Source organism: Paenalcaligenes sp. GW821-LYS-B07-1, assembly GCF_058803365.1.
The window spans coordinates 2173146-2197155 of record NZ_CM179516.1; the positions used below are offsets into that span (position 1 = coordinate 2173146).

24 protein-coding genes are annotated in these 24010 nt (G+C 49.7%); 15 read left to right on the forward strand and 9 right to left on the reverse strand.

The features are described from left to right. Nucleotides 1-88: 88 nt before the first annotated feature. Nucleotides 89-1384, reverse strand: coding sequence for an RsmB/NOP family class I SAM-dependent RNA methyltransferase (locus AC3QL0_RS10385; RefSeq protein WP_493008421.1), 1296 nt, complete (start codon nt 1382-1384; stop codon nt 89-91). Nucleotides 1385-1412: 28 nt separating this feature from the next. Beyond that, the gene (gene purN / locus AC3QL0_RS10390; RefSeq protein ID WP_493008422.1) at nt 1413-2060 is read right to left on the reverse strand and encodes a phosphoribosylglycinamide formyltransferase; all 648 of its coding nucleotides are present in this window, start codon (nt 2058-2060) and stop codon (nt 1413-1415) included. A 41-nt stretch (nt 2061-2101) separates the two neighbouring features. On the opposite strand from purN, the gene AC3QL0_RS10395 reads away from it, so the two are divergent. The 5 genes from AC3QL0_RS10395 to dut are packed head-to-tail and all read left to right on the forward strand — an operon-like array spanning nt 2102 to nt 8107. After that, a complete protein-coding gene (locus AC3QL0_RS10395) occupies nt 2102-3067 on the forward strand; it encodes a bifunctional riboflavin kinase/FAD synthetase (RefSeq protein WP_493008423.1) in 966 nt (321 codons plus the stop codon). Then, nucleotides 3057-5900, forward strand: a complete 2844-nt coding sequence (ileS, locus tag AC3QL0_RS10400; RefSeq protein ID WP_493008424.1) for an isoleucine--tRNA ligase — start codon at nt 3057-3059, stop codon at nt 5898-5900. The genes AC3QL0_RS10395 and ileS overlap by 11 nt, the downstream gene beginning before the upstream one ends. Next, complete coding sequence (gene lspA / locus AC3QL0_RS10405; protein WP_493008425.1) at nt 5893-6432, forward strand: signal peptidase II; 540 nt, start codon at nt 5893-5895, stop codon at nt 6430-6432. The genes ileS and lspA overlap by 8 nt, the downstream gene beginning before the upstream one ends. A 19-nt stretch (nt 6433-6451) precedes the next feature. Next, the gene (coaBC, locus tag AC3QL0_RS10410; protein WP_493008426.1) at nt 6452-7648 is read left to right on the forward strand and encodes a bifunctional phosphopantothenoylcysteine decarboxylase/phosphopantothenate--cysteine ligase CoaBC; all 1197 of its coding nucleotides are present in this window, start codon (nt 6452-6454) and stop codon (nt 7646-7648) included. Nucleotides 7649-7657: 9 nt separating this feature from the next. Further along, the gene (gene dut / locus AC3QL0_RS10415; protein ID WP_493008427.1) at nt 7658-8107 is read left to right on the forward strand and encodes a dUTP diphosphatase; all 450 of its coding nucleotides are present in this window, start codon (nt 7658-7660) and stop codon (nt 8105-8107) included. Between the two features lie 4 nt (nt 8108-8111). Here the strand turns inward: dut and AC3QL0_RS10420 are convergent, their stop codons facing one another. The 5 genes from AC3QL0_RS10420 to clpS form a co-directional block, all read right to left on the reverse strand. Then, a complete protein-coding gene (locus AC3QL0_RS10420) occupies nt 8112-8732 on the reverse strand; it encodes a PqiC family protein (protein WP_493008428.1) in 621 nt (206 codons plus the stop codon). Then, nucleotides 8732-10402: a PqiB family protein gene (locus tag AC3QL0_RS10425; protein ID WP_493008429.1), complete on the reverse strand. Its 1671-nt coding sequence runs from the start codon at nt 10400-10402 to the stop codon at nt 8732-8734. The genes AC3QL0_RS10420 and AC3QL0_RS10425 overlap by 1 nt, the downstream gene beginning before the upstream one ends. 2 nt (nt 10403-10404) lie before the next feature. Beyond that, nucleotides 10405-11670 (reverse strand): paraquat-inducible protein A, encoded by a 1266-nt coding sequence (locus tag AC3QL0_RS10430; RefSeq protein ID WP_493008430.1) that lies wholly within the window; start codon nt 11668-11670, stop codon nt 10405-10407. A gap of 16 nt (nt 11671-11686) precedes the next feature. Next, a complete protein-coding gene (clpA, locus tag AC3QL0_RS10435; RefSeq protein WP_493008431.1) occupies nt 11687-14023 on the reverse strand; it encodes an ATP-dependent Clp protease ATP-binding subunit ClpA in 2337 nt (778 codons plus the stop codon). Nucleotides 14024-14110: 87 nt separating this feature from the next. Beyond that, complete coding sequence (gene clpS / locus AC3QL0_RS10440; RefSeq protein ID WP_493008432.1) at nt 14111-14434, reverse strand: ATP-dependent Clp protease adapter ClpS; 324 nt, start codon at nt 14432-14434, stop codon at nt 14111-14113. Nucleotides 14435-14591: 157 nt separating this feature from the next. Between clpS and AC3QL0_RS10445 the strand changes: the two genes are divergently transcribed. Both AC3QL0_RS10445 and AC3QL0_RS10450 read left to right on the forward strand, forming a co-directional pair. Next, entirely contained in the window at nt 14592-14834 is a 243-nt protein-coding gene (locus tag AC3QL0_RS10445) for a cold-shock protein (protein ID WP_430220234.1), read from the forward strand. Nucleotides 14835-14864: 30 nt separating this feature from the next. Next, nucleotides 14865-15329 carry a DUF192 domain-containing protein gene (locus AC3QL0_RS10450; protein WP_493008433.1) on the forward strand — a complete coding sequence of 155 codons (465 nt, stop codon included), beginning with the start codon at nt 14865-14867 and terminating at the stop codon, nt 15327-15329. Between the two features lie 109 nt (nt 15330-15438). Here the strand turns inward: AC3QL0_RS10450 and sodB are convergent, their stop codons facing one another. Both sodB and xseA read right to left on the reverse strand, forming a co-directional pair. Beyond that, nucleotides 15439-16020, reverse strand: a complete 582-nt coding sequence (gene sodB, locus AC3QL0_RS10455) for a superoxide dismutase [Fe] (RefSeq protein WP_493008434.1) — start codon at nt 16018-16020, stop codon at nt 15439-15441. Between the two features lie 59 nt (nt 16021-16079). Next, nucleotides 16080-17402, reverse strand: a complete 1323-nt coding sequence (xseA, locus tag AC3QL0_RS10460) for an exodeoxyribonuclease VII large subunit (protein ID WP_493008435.1) — start codon at nt 17400-17402, stop codon at nt 16080-16082. A 402-nt stretch (nt 17403-17804) separates the two neighbouring features. Here xseA and AC3QL0_RS10465 point away from each other — a divergent pair, with 402 nt between their 5' ends. The 8 genes from AC3QL0_RS10465 to murJ all read left to right on the forward strand — a co-directional run bounded on the left by AC3QL0_RS10465 (nt 17805) and on the right by murJ (nt 23994). Next, entirely contained in the window at nt 17805-18410 is a 606-nt protein-coding gene (locus tag AC3QL0_RS10465) for a MotA/TolQ/ExbB proton channel family protein (RefSeq protein ID WP_493008436.1), read from the forward strand. Further along, a complete protein-coding gene (locus AC3QL0_RS10470; protein WP_493008437.1) occupies nt 18407-18814 on the forward strand; it encodes an ExbD/TolR family protein in 408 nt (135 codons plus the stop codon). Before AC3QL0_RS10465 ends, AC3QL0_RS10470 begins: the two co-directional genes overlap by 4 nt. After that, on the forward strand, nt 18811-19854 hold the full coding sequence (gene lpxK, locus AC3QL0_RS10475; RefSeq protein WP_493008438.1) for a tetraacyldisaccharide 4'-kinase: 1044 nt from the start codon (nt 18811-18813) through the stop codon (nt 19852-19854). Before AC3QL0_RS10470 ends, lpxK begins: the two co-directional genes overlap by 4 nt. A 70-nt stretch (nt 19855-19924) precedes the next feature. Further along, the gene (locus AC3QL0_RS10480) at nt 19925-20107 is read left to right on the forward strand and encodes a Trm112 family protein (RefSeq protein WP_430220240.1); all 183 of its coding nucleotides are present in this window, start codon (nt 19925-19927) and stop codon (nt 20105-20107) included. After that, nucleotides 20104-20868 (forward strand): 3-deoxy-manno-octulosonate cytidylyltransferase, encoded by a 765-nt coding sequence (kdsB, locus tag AC3QL0_RS10485; protein WP_493008439.1) that lies wholly within the window; start codon nt 20104-20106, stop codon nt 20866-20868. The genes AC3QL0_RS10480 and kdsB overlap by 4 nt, the downstream gene beginning before the upstream one ends. Nucleotides 20869-20955: 87 nt before the next feature. After that, nucleotides 20956-21612, forward strand: coding sequence for an adenylate kinase (gene adk, locus AC3QL0_RS10490; protein ID WP_493008440.1), 657 nt, complete (start codon nt 20956-20958; stop codon nt 21610-21612). A gap of 70 nt (nt 21613-21682) precedes the next feature. Then, a complete protein-coding gene (locus AC3QL0_RS10495; protein ID WP_135865487.1) occupies nt 21683-22441 on the forward strand; it encodes a 3-hydroxyacyl-CoA dehydrogenase in 759 nt (252 codons plus the stop codon). Beyond that, entirely contained in the window at nt 22441-23994 is a 1554-nt protein-coding gene (gene murJ, locus AC3QL0_RS10500) for a murein biosynthesis integral membrane protein MurJ (protein WP_493008441.1), read from the forward strand. Before AC3QL0_RS10495 ends, murJ begins: the two co-directional genes overlap by 1 nt. Nucleotides 23995-24010 lie beyond the last annotated feature (16 nt).

The following is a 24010-nucleotide window of genomic DNA, read 5'->3' on the forward strand; positions in this document are numbered from 1 at the left end:
TAGATGATCCATGAAGATAAAGACACGAAAAGTGTAGCTCAGTTGAGGCCTATAAGACAGCAATATTTCAATTGCAATGTCAACCCCATTAAGAAGCGGCCGCCGTTCGCACGAGAACTGCTGCAAAAAAACCGTCCGTCCCATGCAGATCCGGACGCAGGCTTAAATAATCACCCTGCATGAGTAAATTAGGTATACGAGCTTTAAGCACCTCATTTACCGGCACCACTTGAAAGTCTGGACATGCCTGCAGGAAGGCCTGGATCTGTTGCTCATTTTCCTGCGGCAGCACACTACACGTAGCGTAGACCAGTCTACCACCCGGAGCCACGCACTTTGCTGCTCTTTGCAAGATCACTTGCTGTAGCTCAACATATTGCGTGATTTCTTCTGGTCGTAAACGCCATTTTAGATCAGGATTGCGGCGTAAAGTTCCCAAACCGCTACATGGCGCATCCACTAAAACGCGCTGCGCTTTGCCATAAAAACGCTGCAAACGTGCATCATCGTTTTCAGGAATCGCAATGCTATTCACGTTGTCGATACCACAACGTGCATATCTAGGCTTGGCGCGCTCTAAACGTGCCGCCGAAACGTCCATGGCATACAGCTTACCTGTGCCGCGCATCAACGCCCCTAACAACAAGCTTTTGCCCCCTGCCCCTGCACAAAAATCGATAATAATTTCATTGCGACGCGGAGCCACCAAGGCTGCCAAAATCTGGCTACCTTCATCTTGTACCTCTAGCTCACCTTTATCGAACTCAGGCCAATGACGCAACGTAGGACGCCCTTCCAAGCGTATGCCCCATGGTGAATAGCTCATCGCTTCAGGCTTAAACACAGCTCGCTCACCTTGCTGTAAGGCTTTCAGCATTTTTTTGCGATCTGCACGCAACGGATTCACACGTATATCAATGCTGGCCTCAACGTTGAGTGCGCCAGCTAGGGCTTCTGGATTGTCTTGCTTTTGCAGCTCTTCAGCCAACCAATCAGGCAAACTAAAACGTTGAGCAAAAGGCAGACTATCCTTATTAGCCGCATAGGCTTGTTGCAACCACTGTTGCTCCTCTGCCCCCAGCCCTTGGCTAACTGCTTCTAGACCGTGCAACTCTACCAATGCCAACAGAGCCATTCTACGGCCCTGCAACTCACCAGAATCAGCGGTCAGTTGCTCAAACAAACGCCACTGACGCACCAACGCAAACACAGCATCACTTAGCTCAGCTCTGTCGCGCCCACCTAACGATGGCTGGTTTTTCATCCATTGTGCCAACACGGCATCAGCAGGTTGCTGCCAGTCTTTCAGCAATGGCATCACTTCCTGCAATTGCTGGACGCGCTGAGGAACACGGATAAAACGAGAGGGAGAAACCTGAGACATAGCCACCTAACAGCAAATTACAACAAATTTAGATAAAAGCACGAGAGGACACGCCCGTGACCTGCACGCGCTTATCGTCCACGCATTGTACGCGGCCTTCCACCAACCAGTGCACCACTTCGGTATAGACCCTATGCTCTACTGGCAGCAAGCGTTCTGCCAGCTTTTGAGCGTCATCGCCCTCGCATACTGGCACAATACCCTGCGCAATGGTTGGGCCACTATCCAGTTCAGGGGTGACAAAGTGCACCGTGCACCCATGCCATTGCACGCCAGCATCTAGTGCTTGCTGATGCGTATGCAAACCTGGGAATAACGGTAGCAATGACGGGTGAACATTAATGAGACGACCCAGATAATGGCGCACAAAACCGGGGGTCAACACACGCATAAACCCGGCCAATAACACGTAATCCGGCGCATACACATCTATGGTTTCTTGCAGCACGGCATCAAAGTGTTCTCGGCTTTGGTATTCTGTATGGTTAATATAGTGGGTTGCGATACCTTTTTGCTCTGCCCACTGCAAGCCTTCAGAGTTTGCTCTGTGCGTGATCACGGCACAAACTTCTGCTGGCCAACTGTTGTGACGTATTGCGTCTACAATAGCCTGCATATTTGAACCGCGACCTGAGATTAAAATAACCAGCCTGCGCGCTGTTGCACTCTCTGTCAAAACCTTTCCTTTACTCAAACTGGCTTAACCTTCATCAAACCGTGAAATCCGCTTTATCCATTTATTGCACACTGCCACGCTTTGACTCATCGCGGCCCAGCGCCGTCACCATTGGCAACTTTGATGGTGTACACCTAGGTCATCAGGCCATACTGGAAAAGGTGCGCAGCGAAGCCGCCACTCGTGAACTTACCCCTACAGCCATCACATTCACCCCGCACCCTAGAGCTTATTTTGCTCAGCGGGGGAACAGACCAGAGTTGGCCCCTACCCAGATCAGCAGTCTGCGTGACAAGTTATCGTTGCTCGCATGCCACGGAATGGCGCAAATTGTACTGGCAAAATTCAATCATGCGTTCGCCGATATGCGCGCCGAGCAGTTTATACAACAACTTCTGGTAGACGGTCTAAACACGCGCTGGCTGTTGGTAGGTAAAGATTTCCGCTTTGGCCATCAACGCCAAGGTAATGTAGAACTGCTTATGGACTACGGAAAGCGCTTGGGCTTTGAGGTGCAAACCATCGAAGACATTGCCGACGCACAAGGCCACCGCATTTCCAGCAGTGAACTGCGCTCGTTACTGGCCGTCGGCAACATGACGCGTAGCGCCGAGTTGCTGGGTCAACCGTATCAACTGAGCGGCCATGTTATCCATGGTCAGAAACTCGGTCGCACGCTGAATTTTCCTACTCTAAACATTGCCGTACCTGAGCACTGTGCTGCGCGTTCAGGTATATATATTGTACGCGTACATGGTCTTGGCCCTAAGCCCTTAGCAGGCGTGGCTAGCCTTGGCGTACGCCCCACCGTCACCGATACGGGAGCGTTGTTGCTGGAAGTACATTTACTCGACATCAACATCGACGCTTACGGTAAACTGGTGAAGGTTGATTTCCTAAACTTTGTACGGGAAGAAGAAAAATTCCCTGATCTCCAAACTTTGACTGCTGCCATCGAAAATGATGCGCAACAGGCTCGCGAGTATTTTGTTGTCAATGGACTATAAAAACACCTTAAACCTGCCCAACACCCCCTTTCCAATGCGGGGAGACCTCCCTAAACGTGAACCCGGCTGGATTGCCGACTGGGAGGAGAAAAAAGTCTATGAGGCCATTCGTGCCGCCAGCAAAGGACGTCCGAAATTCGTATTGCACGATGGGCCTCCTTACGCCAACGGGTCTTTGCACCTGGGCCACGCTGCCAACAAAATTCTTAAAGATATTATTGTTAAAAGCCACAACATGGCTGGCTTCGATGCGCAATACGTACCAGGCTGGGATTGCCACGGTATGCCTATCGAAGTGCAAATTGAAAAGCTGTATGGCAAAAATCTGCCTGTAGCCGAAACACAAGCCAAAGCTCGCGCTTACGCGCTTGAGCAAATCGACCACCAACGCAAAGACTTCAAACGTCTGGGCGTATTGGGCGAATGGGATAACCCTTACCTGACCATGAACTACAGCAACGAAGCAGACGAACTGCGCGTGCTGTCCAGAATCATGCAAAAGGGGTTTGTATTCCGTGGCTTGAAACCAGTGAACTGGTGTTTCGACTGTCAATCCGCCTTGGCTGAGGCCGAAGTAGAATACGCCAACCGTACTGACCCCTCCATTTACGTAGCATTCCGCTTTGACCAGCCTGAGCTGGTTGCCAAAGCCTTCAAACTTTCTGCTGCGGTAGACGGTGCTATTGCTATCTGGACCACCACCCCGTGGACCATCCCGTCTAACCAAGCTCTGAACATTCACCCAGAAGAAGAATACGCTCTGGTGGAACTGGACGAAGCGCGCAGCACTGGTAAATACCTGCTGTTGGCTTCCGACTTGGTAGAAAGCTGCCTAACAAACTGGAAGCTGAGCGGCAAGATAGTGGCTCGCGCTATCGGTAGCGAATTGGAAGGCTTGGAGTTCCGTCATCCTCTGTACGACGTAGACCCTGGTTACGCACGCGTATCGCCTGCGTACTGTGCGGAATACGTAACCTTAGATTCCGGTACTGGCGTCGTGCACTCCGCACCTGCTTACGGTATTGATGACTTCCAAATCTGCAAAAAACACGGCTTAGACGACAAGGACATCATCAGCCCAGTCATGGGTAATGGCGTGTACGCCAGCACTCTGCCTTTGTTTGGCGGCATGATGATCTGGGACGCTAACCCTAAAATCGTTGAAGCACTGCAAGAAGCGGGTTCTTTGCTGAAATTTGAAAAGAACACGCACAGCTACATGCACTGCTGGCGCCACAAAACACCCATTATCTACCGCGCAACCAGCCAATGGTTTGCGGGTATGGATAAAGCCAACAGCACTGGCCGTACACTGCGCGAAATGGCACTAGAAGCCGTAGACGCTACTAAATTCTACCCATCTTGGGGCCATGCTCGTTTGCACGCCATGATTGCCAACCGCCCTGACTGGACACTATCCAGACAGCGTCAGTGGGGGGTACCTATGGCCTTCTTCGTGCACAAAGAAACAGGTGAGCTGCACCCACGCACACCTGAACTGATGGAAGAAATCGCCAAACTGGTTGAAGTAAAAGGTATAGAAGCTTGGCAAGAACTGGATATCAACACCTTCTTGGGTGAAGATGCGCAGTTCTACGAGAAAAACCGCGACACATTGGATGTCTGGTTTGACTCAGGCTCTACCCACGCTACCGTATTGGGCGGCGACCACGATGATCAAATCAAAGGTTCGCACTCTGACCAGTTAAGCTGGCCTGCTGACCTGTACTTGGAAGGCTCCGACCAACACCGCGGTTGGTTCCACTCTTCCCTGTTAACAGGTTGCATGCTCTATGGCCGCGCTCCTTACAAAGCCTTGCTGACCCACGGTTTCGTGGTAGATGGCGAAGGCCGTAAGATGAGTAAGTCCATCGGTAACATCATTCTGCCGCAAACCGTGGCCGATAAGATGGGCGCTGAAATTCTGCGTTTGTGGACGGCCTCTACTGATTACTCCGGTGAGCTATCCATTTCAGATGAAATTCTGAAACGCGTGGTAGAAAGCTACCGTCGTATTCGCAACACCTTGAAATTCTTGCTAGGTAACGTGGCTGATTTCGACATCACTAAAGATGGCGTTGATCTAGACAAGATGCTGGAAATCGACCGCTACGCGCTGGATATGACTGCCAGCATGCAAGCCGAAGTTCAAGCAAGCTACAAGGTGTACGAATTCCACCCTATCGTTTCTCGTTTGCAGATTTTCTGCTCCGAAGACTTGGGTGCATTCTATTTGGATATTCTGAAAGACCGTCTGTACACGGCCGCACCAACCAGCTTGGCACGCCGTTCTGCGCAGACTGCTATTTGGCATATCACGCATGCACTGCTGAAACTGATGGCCCCTATTCTGTCCTTTACCGCAGAAGAGGCTTGGAAAGACTTACATACCAACGAAGCTGCTCAGCCTCTGACCATCTTCACTGAGTTGTTCCATACTTTCCCAGAAATGGCTGACAACGATGCACTGAGCCAAAAATGGTTGCGTCTGCGTGCTATTCGCGCTGATGTGATGAAACACATTGAAGACCTGCGCAGTGCTGGCAAAATTGGTTCTTCTCTCGCTGCAGAGTTGGATATCTACGCTGACGCAACGGATTACCCAATTTTGGCAAGCTTGGGTGAAGATCTGCGCTTTGTCATGATGGTATCGCGCGCTTCCCTGCACCAAGCTGATGCGCTGCGTATCGAGGTATCTGCTAGCGAAGCCGAGAAGTGTGAACGTTGCTGGCACCACCGTGAAGACGTTGGTAGCCATACCGATCACCCCACTTTGTGCGGTCGTTGTGTAGAAAACCTATTCGGTGATGGCGAACCTAGACACTATGCCTGAGCCAGTAGCTAACAACCTCAGCAACCCCAGCAAGCCGGCAGATCGCCGGCTGTTCTGGGGTTGGCTTTTACTTGCTCTGGTCATCATCCTGATCGACCAGCAAAGCAAAAGCTATTTCAATCAAAACCTGCTCTATGCAGAACGCTGGCCGGTTTTTCCCTTTTTTGATTTCACTCTGCTTTACAACCCCGGTGCAGCATTTAGCTTCTTAGCGGGCGGCTCTGGTTGGCAGAAATGGTTCTTCTTAGGTATTGCCGCTGTAGCCTGCACACTGATTCTGTACTGGTTACGTCGCAACCCCGGTCAACGCACCTTCTGCGCATCACTTAGCCTTATTTTGGGTGGTGCATTGGGTAATGTAATCGACAGACTACTACACGGTCATGTGGTCGACTTCCTGTTGTTCCATTGGAAAGGCTGGTACTTTCCGGCATTCAACATAGCTGACGTCGCCATTACCTGCGGTGCTATTCTATTGTTGATTGACGAATTCCTTCGCGTTCGCAAGCAGCGTCAATCCCAAGACGACTAATCTTTCAGGACATGTAACCATGCGCGAGCTAACCCAGAAAAACCTGGTTTTTGGCCTCACCGGAGGCGTTGCCTGTTACAAAATTGCCGAGCTAGTACGCCGCAGTAAAGACTTGGGTGCAAACGTAGATGTGGTAATGACCACTGCCGCCGAGCAGTTCATTACCCCCGTTACCATGCAAGCACTGTCAGGGCGCCCTGTATTCAGCAGCCTGTGGGACCCTCGCCCTAACGACAACATGGCGCACATCCAACTTAGCCGCCAAGCTGATGCAATTTTGATTGCACCTGCTAGCACCGACTTTATCGCTAAGTTGGCGCACGGTTTTGCTGATGATCTGCTGAGCACCCTTTGCGTTGCGCGTGGGAACTGCCCACTACTGGTTGCTCCTGCCATGAATCGCGAAATGTGGGCCCACCCCGCTACGCAACGTAATATTCAACAGCTACGTGAAGACGGGGTCATCATCTTAGGGCCTGGTCATGGCGATCAAGCCTGCGGTGAGTTTGGCGATGGCCGCATGCTAGAACCTGATCAACTGCTTAGCGAGATACGCGCTTTCTTCCAGCCTAAAGTGCTGCAAGGCAAGAAAGTACTGATTACGGCTGGCCCTACCAGCGAAGCCATTGATCCTGTACGCGTCATCACCAACCGCTCCTCTGGGAAAATGGGTTATGCACTGGCCCAAGCTGCTAGAGAAGCTGGAGCAGACGTAGAGTTAGTCTCTGGCCCTGTAAACCTAGCTGCCCCCTACGCCGTACAACGCATTAGCGTAGAAAGCGCGCGTGACATGCACAAAGCCGTTATGCAACGAGCCGCACACAGCGATGTCTTTATCGCCGTTGCCGCAGTAGCTGATTGGCACGTCAGTAATGCCAGCGACCACAAGATCAAGAAAAACCAACAGCACGACAGTCCTCAGTTGGAGTTTGCTCCCAACCCCGACATCTTGGCTGAGGTGGCAGCACTCCCATCAGGGCCACTATGCGTAGGTTTCGCCGCAGAGACTGAGCAATTACTGACTTTTGCGGAAGAAAAACGTCGTCGTAAAAATATTCCGCTCTTGGTGGGCAACTTGGCACAACGTGCCATGCACGCCGATGACACCGAACTGGTCATTTTTGATGAACAAGGTCATGACGCTTGGCCTGCTACGGACAAGCTCACTGCTGCCCGCAAGCTAATACAGCGCATTGCCCTGCAACTGGAACACTAATTTTTGACTATGCAAACGGTTAATATCAAAATTTTGGATGAGCGCCTACGCTCCGAACTGCCTACGTATGCCACCCCAGGCTCAGCCGGTTTGGACTTACGCGCTTGCTTGGCACAACCCTTAGAATTAGCCCCTGGTGCCTGCGAACTGATTCCTACAGGCATGGCCATGCACATTGCTAACCCCGCTTACGCAGCCATGATCTTGCCCCGCTCTGGTTTGGGCCACAAACATGGTGTAGTGCTGGGGAATTTGGTGGGCTTAATTGATTCAGACTACCAAGGCCCATTGATGGTTTCCGTATGGAACCGCGGCCAAACCACCTTTACCATTAATCCTATGGAGCGCATTGCTCAAATGGTTGTGGTTCCGGTAGTTCAGCTGGATCTAAATATTGTTGAAGACTTTGAGGACAGTTCACGCGGCGCTGGCGGCTTTGGCAGCACTGGCCGCGCATAACTAATTAGTTCACACACTGCAGGCTTTGGATTTTTCCTCCGGCCTGCGGTGCACTCCCCTGCTGCATCTGCTGCATCATCACTTGGCTAAACTGCTGCACCAAATCTTGGTGAGCTTGCGCTAACCCCTCCACCCCCGGATCTGCTGGCTGCTGCAAACTAATGCGGCATAGGGTTGTAGTGCCTTGAAAATGCACCGGGCTCAAACGCCATGAATATTCTTGGCGTACAGATTCTCCATATTTAGACTCAAAGCGCTGTACGTCCACATCAATCCGCCAATAAGGAATTTTATCCTCTTGGCGACTGAGCTCTGCACTGGGTACACCTAAACTTTGCGTTAAATTCACGCTCAGCGCCTGCTGCAGCTCTTCACTCAGCGCTGCAGCCCACTGGTAGTCATTAAGCAGTTGCACCTCTTGTCCGGCCCCTAAGTCCAGCACAATCTGCTTTCTATCTAGCTGCGCAGGTACTTTTACCGTTTGCACAAATACCGCTTTATTAGCCATAGCCTGCGGTGCTGCAACTTGCTCCACCTGCACTAAGCTAAAGAAACGCGGTGTAGGCACAGAAGAGCAAGCTACCAAGAACAAGCACGATGCCATCAAGCCAAGTTTGGTTTTCATTAGCGGGACTCCGGTAACTTATCTGCTGCTCTGCCACGCCATAGCGATGAAGGCTGGCTTTGCAATTCCTCTACCAATCCATTCACAGATCGCAGAGTACGATTCATCTCTAACATCAATTGCTCAGCCCCTCCGGTTACAGGAGAGTTCTCCGACAACAGCATATTGGCGCGCTCTAACGCTTGCTGCGCTGCTCGTAAGGTGTCGGCTGCTACAGGCACCAAACCATTTTCCAAGCGCTTCGTTAGCTCAGTCAACTGACGCAAACTTGCATTCAAGGACTTCACAGTTTCATCCAGCGGTAAAGCTTCAAGCTTGTTCACGATAGATAATATCTGCTGCTGCAACCTATCAAAGTCGCCCTTGATAACGGGAATTTCCAATGGCGTACTATGTTCGTTGAACTCTACGCTCTCTGCACTCGGGAAGAAATCCAAGGCAATAAACTGTTGTCCAGTGAGCAGGTTTGCCGTTTGCATTTGAGCGCGTAAACCATTTTTAACAAGCGTAGAAATAAAACTGCGCACAGGCTCATCATCACCGGTCAGGTTCTTTTTAATGTGCTCATAAATAGACCCCAGACGCATTGGATAAATATCCCCACGCACTACCGTATAGAAACGTCGGTTATCAGAGTCCAGATCCATTTCAATACTGGTGACTCGCCCTAACTCCATACCTTGGAAGTCAATGGATGCACCTACTTTCAAACCACGTACGCTTTGGTATAGATGGAACTCTAGTTCAAATGGCTCACCATCGGGTCTTGCCTGCGCTTGAGCTTCACCCGCGTACAAGACAAACTCATCGCCCGACTTAGCTCTAGGCGCGTTTTCCTCATCACCCATGCTAAATGCAACACCACCCGATAACAGGGAAATCACCGACGCTGTACTCACCGCAAACCCATCTGCATTAAACGACATATTGATACCGCTGACGTTCCAGAATCGTGATGCTTGCGTAACAAACCTATCATTAGGCGCATTGATGAACACCTGAATGTTCACCCCCCTACCTTGGTCATCCAAACTGTAGCCTAACACTTGCCCCACATTGATCTCACGGAAATACACAGGCGAACCAATTTCTAGCGAACCCAACTCTGGTGCCAATAAGCTAAAACGTGTACCCGGGCTACTGCTACTGATTTCAGGCGGAACCTCCACCCCCACAAAGGAGGTTACGGCATCTGCTTTGGTATCCAGCTTAGACGGCGCATCTACACTAATAAACGCGCCAGACAAGATTGTCCCTAGACCTGAAACTCCACTAATACCTAAACGTGGCCGTACTACCCAGAATTTAGACTCTGCTTGAGTAATATACTCAGCACCCTCTTTATGTAGCTGTATGTGTACCAGCACCTGTTTACGATCAGGAGCCACACTCACACCCGTCACATTACCAACCACCACATCCTTGTAACGCAATTCAGTTTGGCCAGCTTGGATGCCTTCTGCGGCAATAAAACTCACAGTAATCACCGGACCAGTATTAATCCAGTGACGCACCAACACAGACGCCCCCACCACCAGCGCCACAATAGGTACTAGCCATATCCACGAGAATCGTCCCTTTTCACGCTGAATGCGTGTAGGCTCACGCACCGGCCTTGCTGTTGGCGATTCCTGCTGCGGCGCAGCGCTGTCCTGATCATCTGTTTGCATAGTTACTCTACCTTCAGATCGCTATTTCCCCGAATCGCTTTAACAGATCGCTGCTGTGCAGTACGGGCATCCCAGCCTACTCTAGGGTCAAAACTTAATGCTGATAGCATGGTCAACACCACTACCAAGCCAAAACTTAGGGCTGCTGACCCTGGGATAATTTGTGATAGCCCGGGGAAGTTGCCCATCGCCCCTAAAAGCAGCACCACAAACACATCCAACATGGACCATTGGCCAATAAACTCTACCAATTCATAGATACGAGTACGTTGTCGCTGGACTACACGCCCTTTCCACCGATGCGCGCCACATAACAGCACTACCAACGCCACAAACTTCGTAAAGGGCACCACGATACTCGCCGTGAAAACAATTAATGCCAGATCGGCAGAACCGCTTTCCCAAAGTTCAATCACACCACCTAAGATCGTGTGAGCTGACGACCCCATAGGCGTGGTCAACACCATAATAGGCAAAATATTTGCGGGCACATACAACAACATCGCCGTGACCAAAAATGCCCACGCTCGATTTTGCATATCCGGTTTACGCTTATGCAACGTAGCATTGCAACGCAGACATGGTGCATCTTCATCTGGCGTTTGCACTAAACCGCACGTACTACAACCGATAAAATCGTCAGAACTCATCGGCGCACTCGCTATCACCATGCCTTTTTCAGCTGCCATATTCCACAGCTTTTGCACGCTTAATCGCGAGGCCGAAGTATACACCAGCATTAGCACTGCATATGCCCAGAGGCCATAAGCAGGCTCTACCTGCGCCAAGCCTGCAAACTTCACCAACGCCACAATCATGGCCAAAAACACCACTGGCACTAATGACCAGTGTTGCAAGATACCAAGAACTCTCAACCCAAATGAGAAATCCAAAGGCAAACGCCCACTACGTATCACCAACAGCGCCCACAACCGGTATAACAGCATCAGCAAAGGAAATACCACGCCCAGCAATCCACCCATGATAGCGAGGGAGTAGTGTCCTTGCTGCCAACTTAAGGCTATAGCTTCGGGGAAGTTGGGGCTGATTCGATGCCCCTGTAACGTGATATGCACTACCGGCGCTATGTTGGCCGATAGAAATAAAATGATGGCGCCCAACACTAATGCCAACCACCCCGACACCGTCAGGGAGGAGGCTTTATCCAGCACGGAGGCGCATTGCCCGCACACTGCGGACTCACCTGCTTGCAAGTCCACGTCTGTGTGCAACGCATCGCATTGTGGGCATGCATGCAGATGATTCATGCTTATCGAAGGTTAGTTAGTCAATCAACTCTGCTTCGGTATCAGAAGGCTGGGCATGTTCTGAACGAGGCTTTTCTGTATCACCAAACTTCAGTATTACAGCACCTGTATCGTCCAGATCTACTTCTACCTGCCCACCATCACTCAAGCGACCAAACAGCAGTTCATCAGCCAAGGCTCTGCGTATGGTGTCTTGGATCAACCGTTGCATAGGTCTGGCACCCATTGCAGGATCAAAGCCATTGGCAGCCAGATGCTCACGCAACGCATCACTAAAGACCACATCCACTCGGCGCTCGTTTAACTGATGCTCAAGCTGCAGCAAGAACTTATCCACGACTTTCAGAATAACGTCACGAGACAGCGGTTTGAAGTTCACGATAGCATCTAGCCTATTGCGAAACTCAGGTGTAAACAGACGTTTGATGTCCGCCATTTCGTCACCGGCTGACTGGCTCTTCATAAACCCAATACTGGACTTACTGAGTGTTTCTGCACCAGCGTTGGTAGTCATAACCAAAATCACATTACGGAAATCAGCCTTGCGGCCATTGTTATCCGTTAAGGTACCGTGATCCATTACCTGCAGCAGAATATTGAAAATATCGGGATGCGCTTTTTCAATTTCATCCAGCAACAATACGCAATGCGGTTGTTTGGTTACCGCTTCGGTTAACAAACCACCCTGTTCAAAGCCTACATAGCCCGGCGGTGCACCGATCAGTCGTGACACAGCATGACGCTCCATGTACTCGGACATATCGAAGCGCAACAGCTCTATACCCAGGACAAAGGCCAACTGACGAGCCACCTCGGTCTTACCCACCCCAGTAGGGCCAGAGAACAAGAACGAACCAATAGGTTTATCAGGACGCCCCAAACCTGAACGCGACATTTTAATGGCGCTGGACAAAGCCTCAATCGCCGTGCCTTGCCCAAAGACCATGGATTTCAAATCACGCTCAAGCGTAGCCAGCTTGTGTTTGTCGTCCGTAGAAACGTTTTGAGGCGGTATACGTGCAATTTGGGCCACCGTTGCTTGTATGTCTTGCTTGCCTATGGTTTTTTTCTGACGCGACTTTGGTAGCAGACGCTGAGCAGCACCGGCCTCGTCAATCACGTCAATAGCCTTATCGGGTAAGAATCTATCAGTAATATGACGTGCCGACAACTCGGCCGCCGCTGCAATCGCCGCATTGGTGTAACGCACTCCGTGGTGCGCTTCAAAGTTGCCTTTTAAACCGCGCAAAATTTGCACCGTTTCGGCAACAGTAGGCTCTACCACGTCGATTTTCTGGAAACGTCGAGATAGCGCGTGGTCTTTTTCAAAAATCCCACGATATTCAGTATAGGTAGTAGCACCCATACATTTTAGTTTGCCAGACGACAAGGCTGGTTTTAATAAATTGGACGCATCTAAGGTACCACCTGATGCTGACCCCGCACCAATTAAGGTGTGAATTTCATCAATGAACAAAATGCCTTGTTTTTGTTCACTCAAATCTTTTAATACCGCTTTTAAACGTTGTTCAAAATCGCCACGATATTTAGTACCGGCTAATAAGGCACCCATATCCAACGAGTAAACAATAGCGTCTTCCAGTAAATCAGGTACTGAGCCCTGCACAATACGTAACGCCAAGCCTTCGGCAATGGCGGTTTTACCCACACCAGCCTCACCCACTAGCAAGGGATTATTTTTACGGCGACGACACAACACTTGAATAACACGCTCTACTTCTTTCTCGCGCCCAATCAGTGGGTCTATGCGCCCCAAACCTGCCTCTGCATTGAGGTTGGTGGTGTACAAATCCAAAGGAGATTTTTGGGCATCAGACGTACTACGCTGTGCACCAGCATCGGTAGGGCCACCAGTTTTGTTTGCTGCTTGCGCCGTAGGCTCAGTTGCTGCCCCCGACTTAGCAATACCGTGCGACAAGTAATTCACCACGTCTAAGCGGCTAATACCTTGTTGCTGTAAGTAATACACGGCATGAGAGTCTTTCTCGCCATACATCGCAACCAATACATTGGCACCGGTGACTTCGGTTTTGGTTTGCCCACTCGATGATACGTGCATGATGGCACGCTGGATGACTCGCTGAAAGCCTAAAGTAGGCTGCGTATCCACATCCCCTTCGCCAGGGTGTATAGGCGTATTTTCGGCAATAAATTTCTTTAGATTCTGCCGTAATGTCTCTAGGTTGGCGGCACAAGCACGCAGAACGTCGACTGCCGCGGCATTATCCAATAATGCCAATAACAGGTGTTCTACCGTGATGAATTCATGGCGTGCCGCACGGGCCTCGACAAAAGCCATATGTAAACTAACTTCAAGTTCTTCGGAGATCACGCTTCCTCCTGCACGGCAAAAATTAACACTGCATCAGACCTTATTCTATGACCAAACCAGCCTAAAGATAAACATCCATGATGTGCATCAAAGATCCGACACTGGTTCCATAATACATTGAAGTGGATGCTCATGTGCAACCGCTAGCTGTCTAACCATTTCCACGCGAGTGGCGGCAATATCTCGCGTATAGACCCCACAGATGCCACGTCCTTCATGATGAACTTTCAGCATGATACTTTCGGCTTCTGCGTTGGTCTTATGAAAAACTCTGCGCAACACAGCCACAACAAAATCCATGGGCGTGTAATCGTCATTCAACAATACAACCTGATACTTGGGAGGTGGTGCTAAATTAGCATGTTCTTTTTCCAGCACCGTTTCTTTCTGATTTTCTAAATGCGTAACCATAAAGCTAGGTAATTTCCATAATTGATTATTTATTAATTCTTAATCTACTATGCAACTATTCCAAGATTTGAATTAATATATCAACTTCTTGATTAGGTTCTCTGCCCGAATTATCGGGTATGTAGTATGTAATTTACTTGTTTGAGAGGCATTAGCAATGTCTGATTTAACCACATCAACTCCTTCTGAAGCACCCAAACTGTCTGGTACCGTCAAATGGTTCAACGATGCTAAGGGCTTCGGTTTCATTACCCCCGACAACGGCGGTGAAGACCTGTTTGCACACTTCTCATCGATCCAGATGAATGGCTTCAAAACCTTGAAAGAAGGCCAGAAAGTCCTTTTCGACATTGCGCAAGGCCCCAAAGGACAACAAGCGCTGAACATCACGGCAGCATAATGCTTCATCAACAATAATACATTTACTATTATGCAACATGACTACTCAGGGCGAAATCGCCCTGTTTTTTATTTCTTGCTTCTCGTCATTTGTTTATTACTAACTCAATCAGGCATATCTTTTGCCAAACAAACAAATCCAATTCAAGAAATTACAATTAATAACAAAACAATTAATGTTGAGATAGCTAATACACCAGAATCCAGTGCATTAGGATTAATGTATAGGGAAAATCTAGCTCCTGATAGCGGGATGCTATTTGTTTTTAACCAAGCGTCTTACCATTGCTTCTGGATGAAAAACACCTTAATCCCACTCAGTATTGCTTTCATTTCTTCTGAAGGCATCATTACTGATATTCTGGATATGGCTCCGCTAGACTTAACCTCACACTGCCCTTCCCATCCTGCTCTGTACGCCCTTGAAATGAATCAAGGCTGGTTTGCACAACAGCAGATCAAGGTAGGTGATAGCGTCACAGGCATCGCTCGCTAACACAGTCTGTCGCATAGCTATTGTATAACCTGCTAGCAACACTCAAACAAAAAGGCCCTGATCACAACATGACCAGGGCCTTTCTTGTTGGAGAAATGCTATGAAAGCATTAAGCAGCCAAGTTTTTTGCTGCAAAGTCCCAGTTCACCAAGTTCCAGAAATTTTCCAGGTACTTAGGACGAGCATTGCGGTAATCGATGTAGTAAGCGTGTTCCCATACGTCACAGGTCAGCAGCGCTACATCTGTAGTAGTCAATGTAGTACCAGCATTGCTAGTGTTTACGATGTCCAGGCTACCGTCGGCTTTTTTCACCAACCATGTCCAGCCGGAACCGAAGTTACCAGCAGCGGATTTGGTGAATGCATCTTTGAACGCCTCTACGCTACCCCATTTTGCATTGATAGCATCAGCCAATGCACCAGTAGGAGCGCCACCACCGTTGGGGGACAGGCTGTTCCAGTAGAAAGTGTGGTTCCATACCTGAGCAGCGTTGTTAAATACGCCACCGGAGGATTTTTTCACTACTTCCTCCAAAGAAGCGTTCTCAAACTCAGTGCCCGCAACCAGATTGTTCAGGTTAGTCACATAAGTTTGGTGGTGCTTGCCATAGTGATACTCCAGCGTTTCTTTGGAGATGTGTGGCTCCAGAGCGGACATATCGTATGGAAGAGATGGAAGAGTAAAAGCCATGATCTATTCCCTATTGATGTTATATAGAAAAAAGGGTGAAGATTCACCCGATTAGAAGCTCAAAACAGAACTCGAGTTTGTTTCACCTCGGCCTGCAAACTGCCTTGAGCCAGCTGAATATCAAGCTGTTCTTTATTGCTCAAGTCTAGCGCATTTTTAACAATTTGCCCTGCTTCATTGCGAACAATAGCATAGCCGCGCTCTAAAACATGCATTGGGCTTAATGCTTGCAGGGTTTGTTGTAAGGCTGTGACTCGCTGCTGCTGACGCTTCAATTCAGCAGGCATATACTGTATCAAACGGCTTTCCAATGTCGTCAATAACCGCTGCTGCCACTCTACTTTGGGTGCAGCCTGCTGCAACTGATTCACTATCTTAGTGACTCGCCAACGATTCGCTTCCTGTTGAGTTTGAACACTCTGCTTTAACCGGTGCTGCAACGCCTCTAAGCGCTGCTGCTGCTGACGCAATTTTTGCTCAGGTGATATCAAGCCTGCCCGCGTACGATCTAATCGCAACCACGCGCGTTCCAATATACGCCCCTGCCTATGCTGCAGCGCATTGAGTAGGCCTTGCAACTGCTGCATACACTGCACTTGGCTGTGTCCAGCAAGCTCAGCAGCCGCAGTAGGGGTAGGCGCCCGTAGATCGGCAACAAAATCAGCAATAGTGAAATCTGTTTCGTGCCCCACCCCACTAATAATAGGTATAGGCGCAGCAGCAATGAGTCTCGCTAAGGCTTCATCATTGAAACACCACAAGTCTTCCAAGCTACCACCACCCCGCACTAGCAACAAGGTATCCACTTCGTTGCGTTGCACCGCCGTTTCCAAGGCTTTGCACAAACTCGCTGCTGCCGCTTCGCCTTGCACCAACGCTGGGTAAATAATGACGTCAACATGCGGTAACCGGCGCTCCACAGCGGTGAGCACATCGCGCAATGCCGCCGCCCCCAACGATGTAATCACGCCCAATTTGCGCGGCATTGTAGGGATAGGCTTTTTACGCTCTGGATCAAATAACCCCTCATCTTGCAGCTTCTGTTTACGCTGCAAGAATGCCTCATGCAAATTACCCACCCCCGCTCTACGCATGGCCTCAACTTGCAGTTGAAAATCCCCTCGTGGCTCATAGAGGCTTGCTGCAGCCAAAAGCTCCACCTTCTCGCCAACTACCGGCGTAAAAGACACCATAGAGGCCCGGCCTCTGAACATCACCGCTTTTATCGCCGCCTGATCATCTTTAATGGTGAAGTACCAATGGCCAGACGCCGCACGCGTGAAGTTAGAGATCTCCCCTTTCACCCATACACGCGAAAAATACTCACCCAACACATTACTCACCTGACGAGCCAATGCTCCTACCGTAATCACGGATTCCATACCCTATCCTTTTTCACCAGAGCTTGACAGATGCATTTTTTTCCACATTTAGCTGCTATCGCATTATTTGCTTATATTGCACGCACATGACTCATCATTTGCAGAAGCCGCCACAATTACCACGAATAACTTATTGATATAAAACAAAAAACCCGAACTTAGAAAAAATGGGACTTTTTTAACCACTGAACTTCCAAGCCTTGCCAGAGCAGCCTTCAGCCACTCTTATACACATAATTATCCACAGATTTTGTGGATAGACACGCTAAGCCTCTGAACTCTCATCACTTCTTCATAAAACGCAGTAATCTACACCAAAACTCCCCCACCCCTATAGCGTCCCATTATAATAAAAAGTGTTTTGGGCTCCACCGCCCACCACCGCTACGCAGGAAAACTAACGTGTCTTCTATTCTGGCTGCTGCTGGCTGGCCTATTTGGCTACTAATTGCCACTTCCATTATCGGTCTAGCACTGATCTTCGAACGTAGCCTAGCTTTACGTCGTCGTTACTACCTGTCTGAACGCTCTATTCAGCGTGCATTTGATTTAGCCACCCAACCCATCGTGGCACAAAACCAGCTTAGCGAACTACAACAAGATAGCGGTTTTGGCATGTTAAGCGCGCAAATTCTCAGCCTGCAAAATCAACCACTAAGCACTCGCCAAGAAGCCGCTGAACAAGTAGGTCGAGATCTAGCTTTTAGACTACACCGTTACTTAGGTGCCTTAGCGACTGTTGCCGTGATTGCACCCTTACTTGGATTATTTGGCACAGTAATTGGCATGATTGAGCTCTTTGGCGCTTACCAACCCCAAGGCAGCGATCCATCGCAACTGGCACACGGCATTTCTATTGCCTTGTATAACACTGGCTTTGGTATTTTGATTGCTATTGTTGCCTTGATTGCTCATCGTTTCTTTAGCGCTCGCGCAGATTTTATTTTGCACCGTCTAGAATACGAAGCAAGCCGTCTTAACCGTCTGATTGAGTCGCGACAGTCATGAACTTCAAGCGCCGTTTTACCCCCTCAGCCTCTCCTATAGACATCAATCTCATCCCTTTGATTGATGTACTGCTGGTGGTGTTGATTTTCTTAACGGCAACCACGACATTTACGCAAATACAAAAATTGGACCTAAGCCTGCCTCAGGTCACCAACGCCACCGAACTAGAAAACAGCAACATTCTGGCCATTAGCCAGGACGGTCTTTACGCGTTAAATGGCCTAAGTATTGACGGCCATACAGCCCAAGCACTGGAAGTAGCACTACGCGATCTACCTATACATCAACCCTTATTGATTTACGCAGACAGCGCCACACCACATGCAGCAGTAGTACGCGTTTTGGAAGCTGCCCGGCGCTTACAACTAGGCAAAGTGAGCTTTGCCACACAGCCATCGCCATGAGCATTCATAGCTTCCTCGTTAAACGTATACACAAGGCATGGCAGCACAAAGGGTTACTTAGCACCCTGCTCCTGCCGCTGTCATGCATTACTAAACGCATCGTAGAACGTAAGCGGCGTCATTACCAACAGCATCCTGAAGACATCTACACCAGTCACACTCCTGTTATCGTCGTAGGTAATCTCATCATAGGTGGCGCTGGCAAAACCCCGGTTACCTTAGCTCTGATCGACATACTACGGGCCCACGGTTACCAGCCTGGCGTCATTAGCCGAGGATATGGCGTACGCATAGGGGAACAGGCCCACACTTCCGCACGCAGTACCGAAGCCAATTACTTAGGCGATGAACCCTCTCTGATCGCACGAGAAACTGGCGTTCCTGTGGCTGCACACCCTAAACGCGCCCAAGCGCTGCAAGCGTTAAATAATCAATTCCCTGATGTAGATGTAGTAATCGCCGACGACGGCCTGCAACATTTACAGCTAGGGCGTCAGGCGCAAATTATTGTGCAAGATGAACGTGGTCTAGGTAATGGTCGCCTGTTGCCGGCTGGCCCTTTGCGTGATTTACCCTCTCAACTGCAACACGCTGATCTGATTGTTACGCAACAAACCGGCACTGACATCACTACATCGTCTGAGTACATACAGGGTGTACCACACGTCACCATGCAGCTTTGGCCTAGCACATTTCGCAATTTAGAGACTGGTCAATGCATCACAACAGATGAAGCTCTTGCCTTATTTAACAGCAAGACAGTGAGTGCCGTAGCAGCTATAGGACAACCGCAGCGCTTTTTTGCCATGCTGAGAAAATTTGGGGTTAACCCTCAGTCCCCATTGTCTTTACCAGACCACTACGACTATAGTTACAGCCCTTTTGGGAAAATTGACGCAGATTTCATACTAATCACCCCAAAAGATGCCGTAAAATGTAAAAAGTTTGCTGATAAACGCATCTGGATCACCGAAGTTTCTGCTCTTTTTTCCAGAGCTGACTGGTACACCCCCCTGTTAGAAAAGCTGCAACGGCATTAATATGCTCATTACCAGCATTACTGCTGGGTTACTGTTTGATTACTTGTTTTGCTGTATAGCCGGAGCCCATATGGAACGCCGCCTCTTCGATATTCTGGTCTGCCCGCAATGTAAGGCCCAATTGCGGTTTCAACCTGAGGATCAGGAATTGATCTGTGATGCTGATCAATTGGCTTTTCCTGTACGTGACGGTATCCCCGTCATGCTGATCAACGAAGCCCGCTCTCTGGATACCCAGACTGATAACGCATGAGCTTTATCGCCGTTATCCCCGCTAGACTAGCTTCTACGCGACTACCCAACAAAGCACTGCTAGATATAGGCGGTAAAGCCATGGTGGTACGCACCGCCGAGCAAGCGCTTAAATCTGGTGCTAGCCGCGTTATCGTTGCCACCGACGCTGAAGAAATTGCACAGGTCACGCGTTCTGCGGGACTAGAAACTGTACTCACCAGCTCAGATCACCCTACCGGCACCGATCGCCTTTCAGAGGTTGTGCGCACACTTAATGTCGCGCCTGAGCAAATTGTGGTGAATGTACAAGGCGACGAGCCGCTGATTAACCCCTCTTTGATTGATCAGGTTGCACAAACCTTGGCACAGAACCCCAGTGCTAGCATCGCCACACTAGGCGTACCAATCACCGAGGCAGATACCTTATTCAACGCCAACACCGTCAAAATCGTGGTGGATCACACTGATCACGCCCTGTATTTTTCACGCGCCCCCATTCCTTGGGCTCGTGAGGCATTAGCCGATGGCGTACAACGTTTAGCTCCGGGGCTACCAGCCTTGCAGCACATAGGGCTTTACGCATACCGCACCAGTTTTCTGCAAGTATTTCCCACTCTGCCCCGTGGTAGTCTGGAGCAAATCGAATTACTGGAGCAATTGCGTGCACTTGAGCATGGCTATCGCATTGTTGTTAGTCGCTCCGCTCACCCTCCAGCTCCTGGCATCGATACCGCCGAGGACCTGGCAAAAGTACGGGATATCGTGAGGAATAGCCTATAGGCCTTCTGTTAGCGCATATTATTTAGTTTATTGCTGCAGTTATGCAGCTACCCACAATCAAAAAATCACTTTCCTCAGGAGGAACGTATGCGACTGATACTGCTCGGTCCACCCGGTGCCGGGAAAGGCACCCAGGCCACTTTCATCACTCAGGAATTCTCTATTCCTCAGATTTCCACGGGCGATATGCTTCGTGCAGCCGTTAAAGCCCAGACTCCATTAGGTCTGGAGGCCAAAGCGGTGATGGATGCCGGCAAACTAGTATCGGACGACATCATTATTGGTCTAGTACAAGACCGTCTTACTCAGAATGACTGTGCCAGCGGTTACCTGTTCGACGGCTTCCCACGTACGATCCCCCAAGCTGATGCGTTGAAAAATGCCGGAGTATCATTGGACTACGTCATCGAAATTGACGTGCCAAGCGAAGATATTATTGAGCGCATCAGTGGCCGTCGCGTACACCCAGCCAGCGGACGCTCTTACCACGTGCGATTCAACCCTCCAAAAACCGAAGGTGTGGACGATCTTACAGGCGAAGCACTGATTCAACGCGATGATGATTGCGAAGAAACGGTACGCAACCGTTTGGATGTATACGCTAATCAAACACGCCCCTTGGTTGATTATTATTCTAGCTGGGCAGAGTCTGGTGACGCCAAAGCGCCTAAATACCGTAAAATCTCTGGAGTAGGCTCGGTAGAGGAAATCAAGGCACGTATTCTGGCAGCCCTAAAAAGCTAAACCAGAGAACGTTACATTCATAAATCCGGCACTGGCAAGCCGGATTTTTTTGTAATTAACGGAGACTTTCATGCAGGTAAAAAATCATACTTTTGTTGTAACGGGCGGTGCATCGGGTCTGGGAGCAGGCACGGTCAGAAAGCTTTGCGCGCAAGGCGCCCGAGTAGTGATTGCAGACGTACAAGATGAGGCTGGCCAAGCACTAGCCAAAGAACTGAATCAGCACTTCGTGCATTGTGATGTGACCAACCCTGACGACGCTCAGCGTGTGATTGATAAAGCAGTAGAGCTGGGTAATTTCTATGGTCTTATCAACTGCGCCGGTATCGCTCCTGCATCACGCATTGTGGGGCGCGAAGGTGCACACGATTTAGCGCTGTTCCAAAAGGTAATTGGCATCAACCTAATCGGTACATTCAACATGAACCGCTTGGCTGCACAAGCCATGAGCAACAACGAGCCTCTGTCCACAAAAGAGCGCGGCGTGCTGATCAACACAGCCTCCGTAGCTGCATATGAAGGTCAAATAGGTCAAGCCGCTTATGCAGCCTCTAAAGGCGGCGTAGTGGGTATGACATTACCTATCGCACGCGACCTGGCAAAATTGGGTATTCGTTGTGTAACCATTGCCCCTGGTATTTTTGGCACTCCTATGATGTTTGGCTTCCCACAAGAAGTACAAGACTCATTGGCAGCCAGCGTACCTTTCCCATCCAGACTGGGCACCCCAGAAGACTACGCCAAACTGGCGCTGAGCATCATTGATAACGACATGATCAACGGCGAAACCATTCGCTTGGATGGCGCTATCCGTATGGCACCTCGCTAATGGGTTTACTTAAGTCAGCAGCAACGGTCAGCAGCTTTACGCTGCTGTCCCGCATTACCGGCCTCGCTCGCGACATCCTTATTGCGCGCTCATTCGGGGCCGGGCCACTTACAGACGCTTTTTGGGTGGCTTTCCGCATCCCCAACCTGTTGCGTAGGCTTTTTGCCGAAGGCGCGTTCTCGCAAGCTTTTGTTCCTATCCTAGGCAATGCGCGCAAGAACAGCAGCCACGACGAAGTTCGTACGTTACTGGATCAAGTTGCGCTTCTGCTGACGGCTATTTTGATGCTGGTCAGCCTGATAGGGATTCTGGCCGCCCCATGGGTAGTAAGCCTAATGGCGAGCGGTCTACGCGCCGCCGAACGCCAAACCGAATTTAATGCAGCCATTTGGATGACACGCATGATGTTCCCTTACATCTTGTGCATGTCCTTGGTCGCTTTTGCCTCAGGTGTACTAAACACTTGGAGCCGCTTTGCCGTACCCGCTTTTACACCCATTTTGCTGAATATCAGCATGATTGGTGCCAGCCTATTACTAGCCTCCTACTTTGCCACCCCCATTTACGCATTAGCCGTAGGGGTGATGATAGGTGGCGTGCTGCAACTACTAGTGCAATGGCATGCCCTGCATCGTCTGGGTTTATTGCCTCGCTTTAGCTTGAATCTACGCGCAGCATGGCAGAACAGTACCGTGCAGCACATTATGAAGCAAATGGTTCCAGCCATTGTGGGTGTATCAGTTGCTCAAATATCACTACTGATCAACACAAACATCGCAACGTGGCTTACCCCCGGGAGCGTCACCTGGCTGTCTTTTGCTGACCGCTTAATGGAATTTCCCACCGCATTACTTGGCGTGGCGTTAGGCACAGTACTGCTACCTAAGCTTTCCGCCGCTTACGCCGGTGACTCTACGCAACAGTATCAACAACTGCTAGATTGGGGCTTAAAGCTCATTATTCTGTTTGGCCTACCTTGTGCATTAGCCTTGGCTTTAGTTGCCGACGCCTTAGTCTCTAGCCTGTTTCACTATGGTGAATTTAGCAGTTACGACGTAGCTCAGACACGCACCGCTGTTGCCGCCTATTCCGTAGGTTTACTGGGCTTACTCGCAGTTAAAATTCTGGCCCCAGCATTCTATGCACGCCAAGATATACGTACACCGGTTAGAATAGCGATTGTGGTACTAATATTGACGCAACTATTGAACCTAGTCTTGGTGCCTATATTTGCTCATGCAGGCCTTGCCCTTTCCATTGGTATAGGCGCAAGCATCAATGCGCTGGTGCTACTGATCTTGCTTTACAAACGTGGACTATACAAACCCGGCCCAGGCTGGGGGCTGTTTATAGTACGCGTACTTCCCGCGTTGGCATTATTAGGCTTCGTATTGTGGGCAGGCTCCCACTACATAAGCTGGACTGAGTTAAATGCCCAACCCGCAATACGCTTGCTGTATCTGTTAGGGTTGATGCTGACATGCGCCATTAGCTATTTTGTACCCCTGCTACTGTGCGGATTCCGGCTCAGGCACTTTACAAGGCCCAATTAAGGCTTTAGAATATTAG

Bases quoted from the DNA above. Each gene is read 5' to 3' on its own strand.
- AC3QL0_RS10385 (WP_493008421.1), bottom strand. From the start codon at position 1,384: ATGTCTCAGGTTTCTCCCTCTCGTTTTATCCGTGTTCCTCAGCGCGTC.
- ileS (WP_493008424.1), top strand. From the start codon at position 3,057: ATGGACTATAAAAACACCTTAAACCTGCCCAACACCCCCTTTCCAATG.
- lspA (WP_493008425.1), top strand. From the start codon at position 5,893: ATGCCTGAGCCAGTAGCTAACAACCTCAGCAACCCCAGCAAGCCGGCA.
- coaBC (WP_493008426.1), top strand. From the start codon at position 6,452: ATGCGCGAGCTAACCCAGAAAAACCTGGTTTTTGGCCTCACCGGAGGC.
- dut (WP_493008427.1), top strand. From the start codon at position 7,658: ATGCAAACGGTTAATATCAAAATTTTGGATGAGCGCCTACGCTCCGAA.
- AC3QL0_RS10420 (WP_493008428.1), bottom strand. From the start codon at position 8,732: ATGAAAACCAAACTTGGCTTGATGGCATCGTGCTTGTTCTTGGTAGCT.
- AC3QL0_RS10425 (WP_493008429.1), bottom strand. From the start codon at position 10,402: ATGCAAACAGATGATCAGGACAGCGCTGCGCCGCAGCAGGAATCGCCA.
- AC3QL0_RS10430 (WP_493008430.1), bottom strand. From the start codon at position 11,670: ATGAATCATCTGCATGCATGCCCACAATGCGATGCGTTGCACACAGAC.
- clpS (WP_493008432.1), bottom strand. From the start codon at position 14,434: ATGGTTACGCATTTAGAAAATCAGAAAGAAACGGTGCTGGAAAAAGAA.
- AC3QL0_RS10445 (WP_430220234.1), top strand. From the start codon at position 14,592: ATGTCTGATTTAACCACATCAACTCCTTCTGAAGCACCCAAACTGTCT.
- AC3QL0_RS10450 (WP_493008433.1), top strand. From the start codon at position 14,865: ATGCAACATGACTACTCAGGGCGAAATCGCCCTGTTTTTTATTTCTTG.
- sodB (WP_493008434.1), bottom strand. From the start codon at position 16,020: ATGGCTTTTACTCTTCCATCTCTTCCATACGATATGTCCGCTCTGGAG.
- xseA (WP_493008435.1), bottom strand. From the start codon at position 17,402: ATGGAATCCGTGATTACGGTAGGAGCATTGGCTCGTCAGGTGAGTAAT.
- AC3QL0_RS10470 (WP_493008437.1), top strand. From the start codon at position 18,407: ATGAACTTCAAGCGCCGTTTTACCCCCTCAGCCTCTCCTATAGACATC.
- lpxK (WP_493008438.1), top strand. From the start codon at position 18,811: ATGAGCATTCATAGCTTCCTCGTTAAACGTATACACAAGGCATGGCAG.
- AC3QL0_RS10480 (WP_430220240.1), top strand. From the start codon at position 19,925: ATGGAACGCCGCCTCTTCGATATTCTGGTCTGCCCGCAATGTAAGGCC.
- kdsB (WP_493008439.1), top strand. From the start codon at position 20,104: ATGAGCTTTATCGCCGTTATCCCCGCTAGACTAGCTTCTACGCGACTA.
- adk (WP_493008440.1), top strand. From the start codon at position 20,956: ATGCGACTGATACTGCTCGGTCCACCCGGTGCCGGGAAAGGCACCCAG.
- AC3QL0_RS10495 (WP_135865487.1), top strand. From the start codon at position 21,683: ATGCAGGTAAAAAATCATACTTTTGTTGTAACGGGCGGTGCATCGGGT.
- murJ (WP_493008441.1), top strand. From the start codon at position 22,441: ATGGGTTTACTTAAGTCAGCAGCAACGGTCAGCAGCTTTACGCTGCTG.